The organism is Zoogloea sp. LCSB751 (assembly GCF_002028455.1).
In the GTDB taxonomy this organism is placed as follows: Bacteria; Pseudomonadota; Gammaproteobacteria; order Burkholderiales; family Rhodocyclaceae; genus Zoogloea.
The window spans coordinates 24,095-39,807 of sequence record NZ_MWUM01000002.1 but is presented as its reverse complement, the minus strand read 5'-3'; the positions used below and the strand labels follow the sequence as shown (position 1 = coordinate 39,807).

Sequence of the window (15,713 nt, the reverse complement as noted above, 5' to 3'; positions counted from 1 at the left end):
AGAAATGTCTCCAGCAGGCGCAAACCCGACAAACAAACAGGGTTATTGCGCACCGTGCTCTGGAAACAATATTTTTAGATTCATGTACTTAACAATGAATCACAGTTCCCCCCATGACATGGAACGAAGATTGCTGATCCTCTGCCATAACGATCATCCGGAGCAACAGCATGTTGGACACGGTCATAGTTGGCGGCGGGTTATGCGGATTGGCGATCGCCAATGGCCTCGCCGCACGCGGCGAAGACGTCGCCCTGTTCGAAGCTCGCACGCGTCTCGGCGGCCGCATCCTGTCCAGTGACGCTGCCACTCCCGGTCTCCCCACCGATCTGGGGCCGACCTGGTTCTGGCCGGATACCCAGCCCCGCATCGCCCGGCTGATCGCCGACCTTGGGCTGAGCCCGTTTCCCCAGGCTGACGGTGAAACCCTGCTGCACCTCAAGGATCCCGGCGCCGGACCGACCACCCTGTCCGCCGGTCCGGTTCATGGCGGCGCCCGGCGGGTGTCGGGCGGCTTCGGCACGCTGATCACCGCCCTTGCCAAGCGCCTGCCCCGACACAGCCTGCATTTCGGCCACGTGCTGATGGCCGTGCGCAACTGCGACGATCATGTGGAACTGCATTTCCTGCGCGGCTATGAACCCGTCACGGTCAGCGCACGCCACGTGGTGCTGGCCGTTCCGCCGCGCCTGCTCGAGGAGCGGGTGGATTTTTCCCCGCCCCTCGCCGCGCCGCTGCGTCAGGTCCTGCGCGACACCCCCACCTGGATGGCGGGCAGCGCGAAGGCGGTGTGCGGTTTCGAGCGCCCCTTCTGGCGCGACGCCGGCCATACCGGCAACGCCTTCGTCACCCACCCTCAGGCCGCACTGGCCGAGGTGTTCGACGCCAGCGACGAGCTGGCCGGACGTGCCGCCCTCGGTGGCTTCGTCGCGCTGCCGCCAGCCCTGCGGGAATCCTTCCGCAGCGGTCTGCCGATGCTCGTGCGCAGCCAGCTCGTCCAGCTGTTCGGCGCCGCCGCCGAGCGCAGCACGCCGTTCATCCAGGACTGGTCATCGGAGGCCTACACCTGCAGCCTCCTCGACCAGACCCCGCCAGACGGTCATCCGGAGTACGGGAACCGGGCCCTGCGCCTGTCCCACTGGAACGACAAGCTCTACTTCGGCGGCTCGGAAACGGCCAGCTACGGTGGCGGCTACATGGAAGGCGCCCTCGAGGCAGCCGGCCGCATCCTCAAGGAACTGGCCCTCGACCGGGCCCTGATGAACTGAAACGCCATGAGCATCGGAACCAACGATCTGTGCGTTGCCCGCTTTGCGGCCTGGGTTGCCAAGCAGCGCAAACAGAGCTTCGAGCGCTACCGGATCACGCTGCATCGCAACCTGTCGGCCCAGCGGCGCCAGCACCTGACCCAGCAGGCCATTCTCGACACGGCGGCAGTGCTCTTCCGCGAGGCGCTGGAAATGCTCTACGAGCTGCCCTTCGACAGCCGTGGAGTCCGCGTGGAGCGAGGCTGGTCGGAACTCACGCTACGCATCCTGGAACCCTTCCAGGGCTTCTGCGAGGCCCTGCTGGACGACGCGCTGCGCTTCAACCGCAGCTCCTGCGCAATCTCCAACTTTGCCGAAGAACACCTGCCCAGCGTGGACTACCAGCTGGAAATGCGCCGGGAACTGGCTGCTGCATGGAAGGATTTCGCGCTGACCGCCAACGACCTGCTGGTCGACACCGGCAGTCACGCAATGGCAAGCGTGGCCGCCTGAACGGCGAGCACCACGCCCGCCACACAGCGTAGCGCTCGGAATCCCGGCCGTCAGAGCCCCAGCTCGCTCCACATCGCATCGACGCGCGCCTTGACCGCCGCGTCCATGACGATCGGCGTCCCCCATTCCCGCTGGGTCTCGCCCGGCCATTTGTTGGTCGCATCCAGGCCCATCTTCGAGCCCAGCCCGGCGACCGGACTGGCGAAATCCAGGTAGTCGATCGGGGTGTTGTCCACCAGCGTGGTGTCCCGCGTCGCATCCATGCGGGTGGTCAGCGCCCAGATCACTTCCTTCCAGTCGCGGATGTTCACATCGTCGTCCACCACGATGATGAACTTGGTGTACATGAACTGACGCAGGAAGCTCCAGATGCCGAACATCACCCGCTTGGCGTGCCCCGGGTACTGCTTCTTGATGCTGACCACCGCCAGCCGGTACGAACAGCCCTCCGGTGGCAGGTAGAAATCGACGATCTCGGTGAACTGCTTCTGCAGCAGCGGCACGAAGACTTCGTTGAGGGCCAGGCCCAGCATCGCCGGCTCGTCGGGCGGCTTGCCGGTATAGGTGCTGTGGTAGATCGGGTCGCGCCGGCTGGTGATGCGCTCGATGGTGAACACCGGGAACTCGGCCTGCTCGTTGTAGTAGCCGGTGTGGTCGCCGTAAGGCCCTTCGAGAGCCGTCTCGCCCGGATGGATCACGCCCTCCAGCACGATCTCGGCGGAGGCCGGCACCTGCAGGTCGGAACCCAGGCATTTCACCAGCTCGGTCTTGGCGCCACGCAGCAGGCCGGCGAACTGGTACTCCGACAGGCTGTCCGGCACCGGCGTCACTGCACCGAGGATGGTCGCCGGATCGCAGCCCAGCACCACTGCCACCGGGAAGGGCTGGCCCGGATTGGCCAGCTGGTGGTCGCGGAAATCCAGCGCGCCGCCGCGGTGGGCCAGCCAGCGCATGATCACCTTGTTGGATCCGAGCACCTGCTGACGATAGATGCCCAGGTTCTGACGGGTCTTGTTGGGGCCGCGGGTGACCACCAGGCCCCAGGTGATCAGCGGCGCCACGTCGCCCGGCCAGCAATGCTGGATCGGCAGCTCGGCGAGGTCCACGTCCTTGCCTTCCTTCACCACCTCCTGGCAGGGTGCCGACGACACCGTCTTCGGCGACATGTTGAGCACCTGGCGGAACACCGGCAGCTTATCCCAGGCGTCCTTCAGGCCTTTAGGCGGCTCCGGCTCCTTCAGGAAGGCCAGCAGCTTGCCGACCTCGCGCAGCGCCCCCTGCCAGTCCTCCCCGCTCACGCCCATGCCCAGCGCCACCCGCTGCGGCGTGCCGAACAGGTTGGCCAGCACCGGCACGCGTTGCCCCTTGGGATTCTCGAAGAGGATCGCCGGCCCGCCGGCGCGCAGCACCCGGTCGCAGATTTCGGTCATTTCCAGGTGCGGATCGACTTCCGCCTTGATCCGCTTGAGCTCGCCGAGGCGTTCCAGTTGGCTGATGAAATCCCGCAGGTCTGTATATCGCATGGAAGGAATGACTGGAAGGGTTGAAATGCGAACGGCCGCTGCTGCGGCCGTTCCTCGCCCGGATGCCGGGTAGTTCAGTCCAGCAAGGCGTTCACCGCCTTGATGTCCTCGTCGCCGAGGGTGCCCGCCGCGGCCTTCAGGCGCAGCTGAGCGAGCAACGTATCGTAGCGGGCCTTGGCCAGCCGCTGCTGGGTGTCGTAAAGCTGGCTCTGGGCATTCAGCACGTCGATGTTGATGCGCACGCCGACGTCGTAGCCGAGCTTGTTGGCGTCGAGGGCCGAGGTAGACGACACCAGTGCCGCCTCATAGGCCTTCACCTGGGCCAAGCCGCTGGTTACGCCGAGGTAGGCCTGACGGGCGCCCTGCGCGGAACTGCGGCGTGCGTTGTCGAGATCGGCGCCGGCCTTGTCGCGCAAAGCCATCGTCTCGCGGACGCGGGAACTGGTCGCCCCGCCCTGGAACAGCGGCACCGCCACCTGCACGCCGATCACCGTCGAATCGATGTCGTAGCGGACCGGCGCAGTCGGCATGAAGGCGGCCGTCGACGACACGGTATTGCCGCGGCTGGCCACCAGGTCCACCGTCGGCAGATGCCCGGCGCGGTTGCGCTCCACCTCACGCCCGGCCAGTTCCACCCCCAGTTGAGCGGCCTGCACGGACAGGTTGCCCCCTTCCGATGCCACCACCCAGGACTGGATGTCACCGGGCTCAGGGCGGCTCAGCGTGACGCCCTTGCGCAGGCTCTTGAGGCCATCGGTGTCCTTGCCGGTCAACACCGACAGCGCGTGGCGCTTGACGGCGAGGTCGCTGTCGGCGGCGATCATCTGCGCCGACGACAGGTCGGCCCGGGACTGGGCCTCATGCACGTCGGTGATGGTGACAGTGCCCACCTCGAAACTCTTCCTGGCCAGTTCGAGCTGCTGGCTGTTGGCCTGATGCAGGGCAGTGGCCGCCGCCAGCACGTCCTGGGCGGTCAGCACATCGAAATAGGCCTGGGCGACGCGCAAGGCGAGATCCTGGCGCACCTGCCGGAACTGCACCTCGGCCAGCGCCACCTGCACCTCACCTTGCTTGAACTGCACCCAGTTCTGCCAGCGGAACAGCGGCTGAGTCAGCTGCACCTGCCAGCCGTGGCTGTTGAAGCCGATGGAAGACCCGGCCGGACGGCGTGGGTCCATGTCGTTCCAGGTCGTGTTGCCGGACAGGCCGATGGATGGCAACAGACCGGCACGGCCCTGCGGCAGCTTTTCCTGCCCGGCGGCCAGCGAGGCCCGGGCCGCGGCCAGCGACGCATCGTAGGCCAGCGCATCGCGATAGACCTGTTCCAGATCCGCTGCCGACGCACCCACCGCCAGCAGCCCCGCCACCATTGCCACCACCAGACGCTTCATGCCGTGCTCCGTCCCTGTTCGACCGCTCAGTACTGGGGCATGCTCGGGTCGACCTGGGCCGCCCACTGGGCAACCCCGCCGGCCAGATTGATCAGGTTGGTGAAGCCCTGGCGTTCCAGGAACATCGCCACCTGCATGCTGCGGCCGCCGTGATGGCAGATCACCACGATCTCCGCATCCGGCTCCAGCTCCTGCATGCGCGCCGGCACACTGGCCATCGGCATCAGCACCGAGCCCGGAATGGCACAGTACTGGAATTCGGAAGGCTCCCGAACGTCGAGCAGGAAAGGCGCCGGCCGGCTTTCGTCCTGCAGCCATTCGGCCAGCTGCGGAGGGGTGATGTGATTCATCAGGGTTGTACTCAGAAGGTGAAGTGGCTCTTCTGCGGCGCATTGCGCAGCGCCGGAACAAGGTTTTCGAACAGCGACTCGGTGCGGAACTGGCTTTCGGACACACGGGTCACCAGGGTAGCGGTCATCAGCGGCGCTTCGCCGACGAAGGCGAACAGGCGGCCGCCAACCTTGACCTGCTCCAGCAGGGAGTCGGCGATCTGCGGTACGCCGCCGGACAGCACGATCAGGTCGTAGGGCGCGCTGCTGGCCCAGCCGCGCACGGCATCGCCTTCCTCGACGATGACGTTCTCGACGCCGTAGCGCTTAAGGTTGTCGTGAGCCATGTTGACCAGCGCCGGCTCGATGTCGACGGTGCGCACCCAGTCGGCCTTGGCGGCGAGCAGCGCAGCGAAGTAGCCGGAACCGGCACCAACTTCGAGCACCTTGTCGGAACGCTTGACCTGGATGGCCTGCAGGATCTTGCCTTCGATCACCGGGACCAGCATGCTGCCGCCATGACCGAGGGGGATCTCGGCTTCCGACAGGGCCAGAGACTTGTACGCTTCCGGCACGAACTCTTCACGGCGAACGCTCATCAGCAGGTCGAGGACGCCGAAGTCCAGAACCTCCCAGGGGCGGACCTGCTGCTCAACCATGTTGAATCGTGCTTGTTCGAAATTCATTGTGTGACTCCCGGATAAATATTAGCACAAGCTAATATTGATGATCTGCATGCCTGAATTGGTTGCGAAAAAACTTTCGGATTTTAGCTCACTTGTGCACTGCGCAGATCATCCGTAGCACGTCCGCCCGCCGGCGGCACGGGCTTCACCCGGTACCACGCGGCGTACAGGGCCGGCACAAACAGCAGAGTCAACAGCGTGGCGACGATCAGCCCCCCCATGATCGCCACCGCCATCGGCCCGAAAAAGGCGCTGCGGGTCAGCGGGATCATGGCCAGCACCGCCGCCGCCGCGGTCAACGCAATGGGCCGCAGGCGGCGCACCGCCGATTCGACGATGGCGTTCCATGCTGGCAACCCCTTGTGCATGTCCTGCTCGATCTGGTCCACCAAGATCACCGAATTGCGCATGATCATGCCGAACAGGGCGATCGTGCCGAGCATCGCGACGAAGCCGAAGGGCTGGTTGAACAGCAGCAGGAACAACACCACGCCGATCAGCCCCAGCGGCGCGGTCAGCACCACCATCGCCGTCCGCGAGAAGCTGTTGAGCTGCACCATCAGGACCGTGAACACCACCGCGAAGAACAGCGGGAAACCGGCATTGACCGAACTCTGCCCCTTGGCGCTCTCCTCCACCGCGCCCCCGGTCTCGATCCGGTAGCCGGCCGGCAGCCGCGCCTTGATCGGTTCGAGCAGCGGCTCCACCTGGGCGGTGACGGTCGGCGCCTGAATGCGGCTGTCGTAGATCTGGCCGCGCACGGTGATGCTCGGCTCCCGGTTGCGACGCCACACCAGGCCCTGTTCAAAGGCATAGCTGACCGTCGCCACCTGGCCCAGCGGCACGGACTTGCCACTGCGGGTCGGGATCGCCAGTTCGGCGACGAGGGACAGCTTGTTGCGCTCGAAGGCATCGCCGCGCAGCACCACGTCGATCGATTCGATGCCTTCGCGGTAACTGGTCGCCGCCAGACCGCGCAGGGACGTATTCAGGAAATTGGCCACATCCTGCGTAGACAGCCCCAGCAGGCGCGCCTTGTGCTGATCCACCTCGACCTTCAACACCTTGGACTGCTCGTCCCAGTCGAGCTGCACGTCGGACAGGCTGGCGTTGCCGCGCATCACCCCGGCGACCTCGGCGGCGTAGTGCCGCACCGTCGCAATGTCCGGACCATCGACGCGGAACTGCACCGGGAAGCCCACCGGCGGGCCGTTTTCGAGCCGCGTGATGTTGGCGCGCAGGTTGGCGAAATCGTGCTTGAAGAGCTCGATCATGCGCTCCCGCAGCGCCTCCCGGGCCGGGATGCTGTCGGTCAGGATCACGAACTGGGCAAAATTGGCGGCCGGCAGCTGCTGGTCCAGCGGCAGGTAGAAGCGCGGGCTGCCAGTACCCACATAGGCCACGTAGTTCTGGATGCCGTCCTCCTTGTCGAGGATGCGCTCCAGCCGCTCCGCCTCGGCCTGGGTCGCACGCAGGCTGGCGCCTTCCGGCAGGCGCAGGTCGATGAGCAGTTCCAGCCGCGTGGAGTTGGGGAAGAACTGCTGCTGCACGAGGCCGAAACCGACGATCGCCACAATGAAGATCCCCAGCGTGGTGCCAATCACCACCCAGCGTTTGGCCACGCACCAATCCACCACGGCACGGAAACGGTTGTAAAAAGGCGTACGGAACACCGCATCCTCGTCCCCTTCCACGTGCGGGTCGCCAAGGCCGATGCGGTCCTTGAAACGCTCGAGGCGCGGGAAGCGGCGCGCGAACCAGCTGGTGTTCTTCGGCGCCCGCGGATCGGGCAGCAGCACGTAGCCCAGGTAGGGCACCACCACCACTGCCGCCAGCCATGAAGCGAGCAGCGCGATCGCATTCACCTGGAAGATCGAGCGGGTGTATTCGCCGGTGGAGGACTGAGCGGTGGCGATCGGCAGGAAACCGGCTACGGTCACCAGCGTGCCGGACAGCATCGGGCCGGCCGTGCTGGTATAGGCGAAGGCCGCAGCCTTGGAGCGCTCCCAGCCCTGCTCCATCTTCACCAGCATCATCTCGACGGCGATGATCGCGTCGTCCACCAACAGGCCCAGCGCGAGGATCAGCGCGCCCAGGGAGATCTTGTGCAGACCCACGTCGAACAGGCGCATGCCGAAGAAGGTCACGCCGAGCACCAGCGGGATCGACAGCGCCACCACCAGGCCCGTACGCAGACCCAACGAGAAGAAGCACACCACCAGCACGATGATCACCGCCTCGGCCAGGGAATGTACGAACTCGCTGACCGAGCGCTGCACCGCCTCCGGCTGGCTGGCCACCTCTTTCAGCTCAAGGCCGACCGGCAACTGGGACTGAATGCGCGCCACGGTGGTTTTCAGGTCGTCGCCCAGCGCAATGATGTCTCCGCCCTTGGCCATCGACACGCCCAGGCCCAGCGCGTCCTGGCCGCGGAAGCGGAAGCGCGGCGCCGGCGGCTCGACGAAGCCCCGCGCGACGGTGGCGATGTCGCCGATACGGAATTCCCGCCCGCCGGCCTGGATGCGCGTCTCGCGGATCGCCTCGACGGTGTCGTAGGCGCCGCTCGGGCGCAGGTAAATGCGCTCGACCCTGGTCTCGAAGTAACCGCCGGGGGCGACCGCGTTCTGGCGCGCCAGCGCGTCGGTCACCGTCTGCACATCCAGCCCGAGGGTGGCGAGCTTGGTATTGGACAGCTCCACGTAGATGCGCTGCTCCTGCTCGCCGATCAGGTCCACCTTGGCCACGTTGGGCACCCGCAGCAGCTCGGCGCGGATCTTGTCGCTCTCGGCCTTCAGGCGGGCGTAGTCGAAGCCGTCGCCGGTCAGTGCGTAGATGTTGCCGAACACGTCACCGAACTCATCGTTGAAATAAGGCCCGCGGATGCCCGCCGGCAGCGTGCCCTTGATGTCGCCGATCTTCTTGCGCACCTGGTAGAAGATGTCCGGCACGTCCTTGGACGGCGTCGAATCCTTGGCGACGAACAGCACCACCGACTCGCCCGGCCGCGAATAGCTGCGCATGTAGTCCACGTTGGGGACTTCCTGCAGCTTCTTCTCGATGCGGTCGGTCAGTTGCTCCTCGGTTTCGCGAGCCGATGCGCCGGGCCACTCGGTGCGCACCACCATCACCTTGAAGGTGAAGGGCGGATCTTCCGACTGGCCGAGCTTTTGATAGGACAGCACGCCGATCAATGCCAGCGCGACGATCAGGTAACGGACCAGCGGCTGGTGGCGCAGGGCCCATTCGGACAGGTTGAAATGCTTCACGCGCCGGCCCCTCCGGCCTTGACGCTCACCGGAGCCGGTGCCGGTGCCGGTGCCGGTGCCGGCTGATTGGGCGCCACCGGTTGCAGCAACTGGCCGGCGACGATCTTGTGCACACCGGCGGCGGCGATGATCTCGCCGGGCTTCACCCCGTCGGCAATCAGCACCCCGTCCTCCCGGTACTGGCGCACCGTCACCGGGCGCAGCACGGGCTTGACCAGCGGCCCTTCGGCCTGCATCACCCACACGGCGCTGCGTCCGTCATGCTCGAAGACCGCCGTCGCCGGCACCAGCAGCGCGCCGGCCGCCGCACTGGCATCCGGCAGCACCACGTTGGCGGTCATACCCAGCTGCACCGCTGGGGTCGGATCGACGATGCTCACCCGCACCGCGTAAGTGCGGGTAGCCGGGTCGGCGCTCGGCGCGATTTCGCGGACCTTGCCGCGCAGTGCCGCATCGGGCTGGGCCCACAGGCGGATCTCCACATCCTTTGCGGCGCGCAGCGCCGACAAACGGCTTTCCGGCACCGCGATCAGCACCTCGCGCTCGCCGTCGCGGGCCAGCTTCATGACGACGGCGGAATCCTTCACGACCTGCCCGACTTCGGCGCTGACCGCGGTGATCACGCCAGCCTGATCGGCCACCAGCGTCGTGTAAGCACTCTGATTGCCCGCCACGGTGGCCTGCGCGCGGGCCTGAGCAACCCGCGCCTCGGCCGACTTGAAGGTGGACTCCTTGGCGTCCAGCACGCTGCGGCTGACGAAGTTCTTGCCGACCAGATCCCGGTAGCGCTCGACCTCGGCCTTGGCGAAAGCGTATTCGTTCTGCGCCGCCGCCAGCTGGGCACGGGCCGCCTCGGCATTGAGGCCGGCATCGCTCGGGTCCAGCCGGGCCAGCACCTGGCCGGGCTTCACCGCCGTCCCCACGTCCACGCGGCGCTCGACGATCTTGCCGGTGATGCGGAAGGCCAGGTCCGACTCGTAGCGCGCCCGCACTTCGCCGGCATACAGCGCACCGACAGCGACCGGCGCCAGGGCCAGCTTGTGGACGACCACCGGACGCGGCGCCTCGGCCACCGGCGCAGGCTTCGAACAGGCGGCCAGCAGCGCCGCGGCAAGGACACTCAGGGCCAGACTACGCATCATCGGGGGGACTCCTCGCGAGGCGCGACCAGCAGGCCGCGGAAGATCATGTCGAAATAAGTGTCGAAATACGTTTCGGAAACCAGGCCCGGAGCCGGACAACCGGCCACGCAGCCGGCCATCGAGTTCTTCCAGACGGACAGCATCAGCAACGGGAAGAACACCAGCTGGCGCAGGGTCGGCACATCCAGCGGGCGGAACACGCCACGCTCGATGCCGATGTCGATGGCCCGCCCGAGCAGCGCCATCCAGCGCACGATGACGGCCTCGTGGTGGTAGCTGGCCACTTCCGGAAAGTTGCGGGCCTCGGCGATGATCAGTTTGGAAATACCGCCCAGATCGGTCATGCCGACCTTCTCCCACCAGCCGAGGAGGATTTCCCTGAGCAGGCGCTCAGGGTCGTCCTTGAGGGTCTCCAGCTTGGCCTCCATCTCGTCGAACAAGGGCACGACCCCTTCCTCGATGACCGCCTTGAACAGCGCTTCCTTGCTGTCGAAATACAGATACAGCGTGCCCTTGGACACCCCCGCGCGGGCCGCCACTTCATCCAGACGCGTCGCCGCGAAGCCCTTTTCGATGAACAGGGACAGTGCGGCAGCGGCGAGTTCGGAGGGGCGGGCTTCCTTGCGGCGTTGACGGCGGATGGGGTCGTTGGGACTCATGGCATCGAATTACTGACTAACCGGTCAGTAATTTAGCCAAAGAGCCCTGCGGAGTAAAGGACAAATGAAAGAAGCTGGACGCGCGCATCAAGCCAGCGGCTTGCGGCCCCTGTCCGAACTATTCCTCGTCGTCGCTCCGGAGCTTCTTGAGCTTGTACCAGAGGGTTCGCTCGCTGATCCCCAGCTGCGCCGCCGCGCGGGTCTTGTTGCCATCGCAACGGCTCAGGGCCGCTTCGATCATGCGCCGTTCGAGAGCCTCGACGACCTCATGCATAGGGCCTTCGGGCAAGGACACGTCAGAGGCACCGACGGCCGGCACGGGCGGCTGCGTATCGAAGACGAAATGCACCTGCCGCAGAGTGCCGCCGCCGGCCAGCACCAGCGCCCGCTCGACCATGTTCTCCAGCTCCCGCACGTTGCCGGGCCAGGCGTAGGTGGCCAGATGCTCGTAAAGCCCCGGCTCCGCCAGCGGCGTGGCACCACTACGCCCGTGCTTGGCGGCAAAGTGGGTGACCAGGCCGGGAATGTCCTCTTTGCGCTCGCGCAGCGGCGGCAGCGCGATGGCGAACACATTGAGGCGATAGAACAGGTCCTCCCGCAACTGCCCGTCGGCAATCGCCTGCCGCGGGTCCCGGTTGGTGGCGGCAATCATGCGCAGGTCGAGGGTGATCGTCCGGTTGGAGCCTAGGCGCTCCAGCGTGCCCTCCTGCAGCACCCGCAACAGCTTGGCCTGCAGGGCCATCGGCATCTCGGTGAGTTCGTCGAGGAACAGGGTGCCGCCGTCGGCCAGTTCGAACTTGCCGACCCGCTCCTTCACCGCGCCGGTGAAGGCCCCCTTCTCGTGGCCGAACAGCTCGCTCTCCAGCATCTCAGCGGGAATCGCCGCGCAATTGATCGGTACGAAGAGCCGCTCGGCCCGCGGCGATGCAGCATGGATCGCCCGCGCGGCGAGTTCCTTGCCGGTGCCGGTCTCGCCGGTGATCATCACCGTCGCCTTGCTCGGCGCCACCTGGCGGATGTGCTGGTAGACGGCTTGCATCGGCGCGCTGGTGCCAACGAAGCCCTCCCAGCCGCGGTTCAGCTCCTCCCGCAAGAAGGCGTTCTGGCGGCTCATGCGGGCCGAGCCGAGGACCCGCTCGATGGCCAGCTCCAGCGCCTCCAGGTCGAAGGGCCGCAGCAGGTAGTCGCTGGCGCCGCGCTTCATCGCATCCACCGCAGACTCCACCGTGCCGTGGGCAGTGATGACGATCACCGGCACCGCCAGCCCCTCCTCGCGCAGGCGCGACAGCAGCGTGATGCCGTCCATGTGCGGCATGCGCATGTCGGTGATGATCAAGTCGAGGGGGTTCTGGCGGGCCAGCTCCAGCGCTTCCAGGCCGTCACCGGCGGAGAAGACCGTGTGCCCCATCTGGCGCAGCATGATCTCCAGCACGCGGCGCATGTGGGGTTCGTCGTCGGCGACGAGGATGTAACTCGGGTTCATGAGCTGTGCGGCCCCGCATGACGGGGCAGGCGAAGGGTGAACAAGGCACCGCCAAGGGGGCTCCGCCCCGCCACGATGGTGCCGCCATGGGCCTGGACGATCTGCTGCACGATGGCGAGGCCGAGGCCCACGCCGCCTTCCCGGCGAAAGAAGAACGCCTCGAAGATCCTCTCACGCTCTTCAGGCACAATACCTGGCCCGTCGTCGCCGATGCCGATCTCCAGCGCATCGCCGAGATCCACGCTGAAAGCCTTGACGGTGCCACCTTCCGGCAGGATCTGCAGCGCGTTGAGGATCAGGTTGAGAAAAACCTGACTCATCTGCTCCGCGTCCAGCTCGGCAACCGGATCCGTCGCATCGAGGACTTCGGCGAAGACCACCTGTTTCTTGGACGCCTGGCCCGCAAGCAGCGCGAAACAGCGGCGGATCAGGCCGTGAACATCGGTCGGCACGAACACCGGCACCCGCGGCCGGGCGCTGTCGAGCATCGTCGAGACCAGCCGGTTGAGCCTCTCGGTCTCGCTGTCGATGAAGCCGGTCATCTCCCGCCCTTCCGGCGACAGGCCCGGCTCCCGCCGCAGCATCTGCGCCGACGAACGGATGATGCCGAGCGGCGTGCGCACCTCGTGGGCGATCACCGAAGCCATCTCGCCGACCATCGCCAGCTTGGAGGCCCGCACCAGGTTGCGCTGGGATTCGTCGATGTGGCCGACCATTTCCACGAAGGCCGTCGACAGTTCGCCGACTTCTCCGGCTCCACCGGGCGGAGCACCGGCCATACGGCCATCGCGCCGGTAACGGCGGGTGAATTCGGTCAGCGCAACGATGGGCCGGGCGATCGCGCCGCTAACCCACGCCGCCAGCAACAGCGTCGCGCCCACCAGCGCACCGAGCAGCAGCAACGCGATCGCCACCATGCGGTGGATCGGCGCCAACGCCTCGTCGAGGGGCTGGATCACCAATGTGCGCCAGCCCAGGCCTTCGAAACCGCCAAAGGCCGCAGCCCGGCCAACGCCGACCGCCACCGTCGCACCATAGGCCGGCGTCGCATCGAGCACGTAAGCACCGGCCGCCGTCGGGATGCGGGCCCATCCGCTCGCCAGCCCGGAGTCTGCCGACAGGCCGTCGCGCAGGCGGCGGGATGCCGCAATCAGGCGACCGCTGCCGTCGATGATGGCCAGCGTACGACCGTCGCCGGCGGCCCGGTCGAGCATCGCATCCACCTGTTGCCAGTCGAACTCCAGGCGCAGTTCGCCAAGGGGCGCATCGTCGAAACGGGACAGGATAGGCGCGCCGATCGACAGGCTGGCCGCCGGTCCCACAGCCCCCAGCGCCGGCAGGCTGAGCGCCAGCGGCGTGCCGGACAGGCTCACTTTCCGGTCAGATCGATCATGCTTGATCACCTGGCCTAAAGCGGCTGGCCGACTACTGGCGACGATCCGCCCGGCTGTGTCCAACGCCGACAGATCCCAATACACCCCGCCGTAGCCTTCCTGCAGGCGGGCGAGGAACACGGACAGGCGGCGATCCACGTCCTGCACCTGCAGATCCTGCATGACCTCCAGGCGACTCCAGATCGCGGCGTTCTGCAGACGCTCGAACAGCACCTTGTCCAGGTCGGCGGCAATCGCCCCCGCCTGGCTGGCCAGGCTTTGCTCGATCTCGGCCTGCAAGGCCTGGCGCGCCTTGACAAACGCCAGGCCGGCCAGAAGTATGGCGGGCGCCAGGGCCACCACGACGAAGGCCTTGAGCAGGGTGCTGCGGATCGTTACCGGTCTGGGCACGTTATCGACGGAGAACCGCATCGGGACATGGACTGCCGAGTATACGAAAAAGCGCGGGCCTGCCTGTACGCCCTGCTGCCGACCCTGCTTCTGCTGAACACCCAGGCCCGGGCCGACGACGGCGATGAAGCCCCGACGCCGATCCGCCTCGGCAACTACGAACTGGGGCGCGGCCTGCCCCTCGGCGACAGCGGCTTCACCGTTGGCGGCTACGCCACCGCGCGCTACGACGACGTTCGCGGCCGCGATCCACGCGTGACGGCCGACCACCTGAGCCTGATGCTGTGGTGGGAAGGCGGCGGGCGGCTCAAGTTCTTCTCGGAGACCGACTTCGAGGAAAGCCTGGCGACCAAGCGCACCGGCCCGGACGAAGAGCGCTTCCTGGCCCTGGAGCGTTTCTACTTCGACTACACCGTCAACGACACCGCCACCGTACGCGTCGGCAAGTTCCTGACCCCGATCGGGCGCTGGAACCCGATCCACGCCGACCCGCTGGTGTGGACCACGTCCCGCCCGATGGTGACCCACGCGGTCTTCCCCGGCTACGCCACCGGCGTGATGCTGCAGGGCACGACCGAAATCGGCGAGCGGGAGATGGACTACTCCGTTTACGTTTCGTCCGGCACCGAACTGCGCCGCAAGCCCGCCGAAGACCCCTTCACCGAAGCCCGCGGCGTGCACTTCAACCTGCCGGTCAGCAGCAAACTGCAGGTCGGCCTGTCCCTCGTCGATTTCGAGCAGGACCAGACCCGGGGCGAGCGCAAGCGCCTGGCCGGCATGGATTTCCTGTGGACCCACAATCGCTGGGAGATCTCCGGCGAAGGCATCTACCGCGGCTCCAGCGCCGGCGCACCGCATACCGAGAAAGGCGGCTTCGTACAGGTGGTGGCGCCACTGCGAGGCCGCCTCTACGCCGTCGGCCGCTTCGAGCAAATGCGCCTGGACGGCACCGACCACCCGGCCCGCAACTGGGTCGCCGGCCTCAACTACCGCTACGACCGGGCCCTGTCCCTGAAGGCCGAGGTCGTCGGTGGCAGCCACTTGCCCGACGGCACGCCGGAAGGCCTGCTGGCCTCCATCAGCGTGCTGTTCTGAGCCCACTGATGTCCTTCGTCCCCATCCTGCGCCGCGGCATCGCAGCATGCCTCGCACCGCTACTTCTCGGTGCCGCCGGCCTGGCCGACGCCGCCGAGTTGTCCGGTATCGCAGTGATCGTCACGCCCGGCTACCCGATCCGCGACGTGGACAAGCACGAGCTGGCACTGATCTTCAAGCGCAAGAAACGCCTGTGGCCGGACGGCCGCCGGATTGCACCAGTCAATCTGCCGGCCGGCCAGAACATCCGGCGAGCCTTCTCCGTCGCCGTGCTCGGCCATACGCCGGAGGAAATGGACGACTACTGGCGGGACCAGTACTTCCATGGCGAACTGCCGCCCTTCGTCGCCAGTTCCGAGGAGGCCGTGATCCGCCTCATCGCCACCACGCCGGGCGCCATCGGCTACGTGCCGGTCTGCCTCGCCGACAAGCGGGTGAATGTGGTGCTGACGATAGACGACGGCCTGCCCTGCCCGCGCTGACGCCTGCAATCCCTGTCTACCTTTTTTGCAGTACTGCAAGTTCTTGCAGTCCTTCCGCAAGGCCCTGACGCCCCCGCAGAAAGCCTATTTTCCTCATCACATCAATTACTTGC

General features: G+C 66.6%; 13 protein-coding genes. 4 read left to right on the top strand and 9 right to left on the bottom strand.

The genetic code is table 11. The features are described 5' to 3' along the window. The first annotated feature begins 170 nt into the window (after positions 1–170). Together B4920_RS03090 and B4920_RS29845 are read left to right on the top strand one after the other, a co-directional pair. Positions 171–1,268, top strand: coding sequence for an FAD-dependent oxidoreductase (locus B4920_RS03090; RefSeq protein WP_216819730.1), 1,098 nt, complete (start codon positions 171–173; stop codon positions 1,266–1,268). A 6-nt stretch (positions 1,269–1,274) separates the two neighbouring features. Beyond that, positions 1,275–1,760 carry a hypothetical protein gene (locus tag B4920_RS29845; protein WP_216819729.1) on the top strand — a complete coding sequence of 162 codons (486 nt, stop codon included), beginning with the start codon at positions 1,275–1,277 and terminating at the stop codon, positions 1,758–1,760. Positions 1,761–1,810: 50 nt separating this feature from the next. On the opposite strand, the gene ubiD is transcribed toward B4920_RS29845, so the two are convergent. The 9 genes from ubiD to B4920_RS03045 all read right to left on the bottom strand — a co-directional run bounded on the left by ubiD (position 1,811) and on the right by B4920_RS03045 (position 14,044). Continuing rightward, a complete protein-coding gene (gene ubiD / locus B4920_RS03085) occupies positions 1,811–3,283 on the bottom strand; it encodes a 4-hydroxy-3-polyprenylbenzoate decarboxylase (protein ID WP_079433154.1) in 1,473 nt (490 codons plus the stop codon). Between the two features lie 74 nt (positions 3,284–3,357). Further along, the gene (locus B4920_RS03080) at positions 3,358–4,674 is read right to left on the bottom strand and encodes a TolC family outer membrane protein (RefSeq protein ID WP_079433153.1); all 1,317 of its coding nucleotides are present in this window, start codon (positions 4,672–4,674) and stop codon (positions 3,358–3,360) included. A 26-nt stretch (positions 4,675–4,700) separates the two neighbouring features. Further along, entirely contained in the window at positions 4,701–5,024 is a 324-nt protein-coding gene (locus B4920_RS03075; protein WP_079433152.1) for a rhodanese-like domain-containing protein, read from the bottom strand. An 11-nt stretch (positions 5,025–5,035) separates the two neighbouring features. Further along, on the bottom strand, positions 5,036–5,689 hold the full coding sequence (locus B4920_RS03070; protein WP_079433151.1) for a protein-L-isoaspartate O-methyltransferase: 654 nt from the start codon (positions 5,687–5,689) through the stop codon (positions 5,036–5,038). A gap of 83 nt (positions 5,690–5,772) precedes the next feature. Beyond that, entirely contained in the window at positions 5,773–8,955 is a 3,183-nt protein-coding gene (locus B4920_RS03065; protein WP_079433150.1) for an efflux RND transporter permease subunit, read from the bottom strand. Continuing rightward, positions 8,952–10,097, bottom strand: a complete 1,146-nt coding sequence (locus B4920_RS03060; protein WP_254050820.1) for an efflux RND transporter periplasmic adaptor subunit — start codon at positions 10,095–10,097, stop codon at positions 8,952–8,954. The genes B4920_RS03065 and B4920_RS03060 overlap by 4 nt, the downstream gene beginning before the upstream one ends. Continuing rightward, the gene (locus B4920_RS03055; protein ID WP_079433149.1) at positions 10,094–10,756 is read right to left on the bottom strand and encodes a TetR/AcrR family transcriptional regulator; all 663 of its coding nucleotides are present in this window, start codon (positions 10,754–10,756) and stop codon (positions 10,094–10,096) included. Before B4920_RS03055 ends, B4920_RS03060 begins: the two co-directional genes overlap by 4 nt. Before the next feature lie 118 nt (positions 10,757–10,874). After that, a complete protein-coding gene (locus B4920_RS03050; protein ID WP_079433148.1) occupies positions 10,875–12,239 on the bottom strand; it encodes a sigma-54 dependent transcriptional regulator in 1,365 nt (454 codons plus the stop codon). Then, positions 12,236–14,044 carry an ATP-binding protein gene (locus B4920_RS03045; protein WP_079433147.1) on the bottom strand — a complete coding sequence of 603 codons (1,809 nt, stop codon included), beginning with the start codon at positions 14,042–14,044 and terminating at the stop codon, positions 12,236–12,238. Before B4920_RS03045 ends, B4920_RS03050 begins: the two co-directional genes overlap by 4 nt. 6 nt (positions 14,045–14,050) lie before the next feature. Here B4920_RS03045 and B4920_RS03040 point away from each other — a divergent pair, with 6 nt between their 5' ends. Next, positions 14,051–15,118, top strand: coding sequence for a hypothetical protein (locus tag B4920_RS03040; RefSeq protein WP_079433146.1), 1,068 nt, complete (start codon positions 14,051–14,053; stop codon positions 15,116–15,118). Between the two features lie 8 nt (positions 15,119–15,126). Further along, complete coding sequence (locus B4920_RS03035; RefSeq protein ID WP_216819728.1) at positions 15,127–15,600, top strand: hypothetical protein; 474 nt, start codon at positions 15,127–15,129, stop codon at positions 15,598–15,600. Positions 15,601–15,713: the final 113 nt, after the last annotated feature.

Bases quoted from the DNA above. Each gene is read 5' to 3' on its own strand.
- B4920_RS03090 (WP_216819730.1), top strand. From the start codon at position 171: ATGTTGGACACGGTCATAGTTGGCGGCGGGTTATGCGGATTGGCGATC.
- B4920_RS29845 (WP_216819729.1), top strand. From the start codon at position 1,275: ATGAGCATCGGAACCAACGATCTGTGCGTTGCCCGCTTTGCGGCCTGG.
- ubiD (WP_079433154.1), bottom strand. From the start codon at position 3,283: ATGCGATATACAGACCTGCGGGATTTCATCAGCCAACTGGAACGCCTC.
- B4920_RS03080 (WP_079433153.1), bottom strand. From the start codon at position 4,674: ATGAAGCGTCTGGTGGTGGCAATGGTGGCGGGGCTGCTGGCGGTGGGT.
- B4920_RS03075 (WP_079433152.1), bottom strand. From the start codon at position 5,024: ATGAATCACATCACCCCTCCGCAGCTGGCCGAATGGCTGCAGGACGAA.
- B4920_RS03070 (WP_079433151.1), bottom strand. From the start codon at position 5,689: ATGAATTTCGAACAAGCACGATTCAACATGGTTGAGCAGCAGGTCCGC.
- B4920_RS03060 (WP_254050820.1), bottom strand. From the start codon at position 10,097: ATGATGCGTAGTCTGGCCCTGAGTGTCCTTGCCGCGGCGCTGCTGGCC.
- B4920_RS03055 (WP_079433149.1), bottom strand. From the start codon at position 10,756: ATGAGTCCCAACGACCCCATCCGCCGTCAACGCCGCAAGGAAGCCCGC.
- B4920_RS03050 (WP_079433148.1), bottom strand. From the start codon at position 12,239: ATGAACCCGAGTTACATCCTCGTCGCCGACGACGAACCCCACATGCGC.
- B4920_RS03045 (WP_079433147.1), bottom strand. From the start codon at position 14,044: ATGCGGTTCTCCGTCGATAACGTGCCCAGACCGGTAACGATCCGCAGC.
- B4920_RS03040 (WP_079433146.1), top strand. From the start codon at position 14,051: ATGGACTGCCGAGTATACGAAAAAGCGCGGGCCTGCCTGTACGCCCTG.
- B4920_RS03035 (WP_216819728.1), top strand. From the start codon at position 15,127: ATGTCCTTCGTCCCCATCCTGCGCCGCGGCATCGCAGCATGCCTCGCA.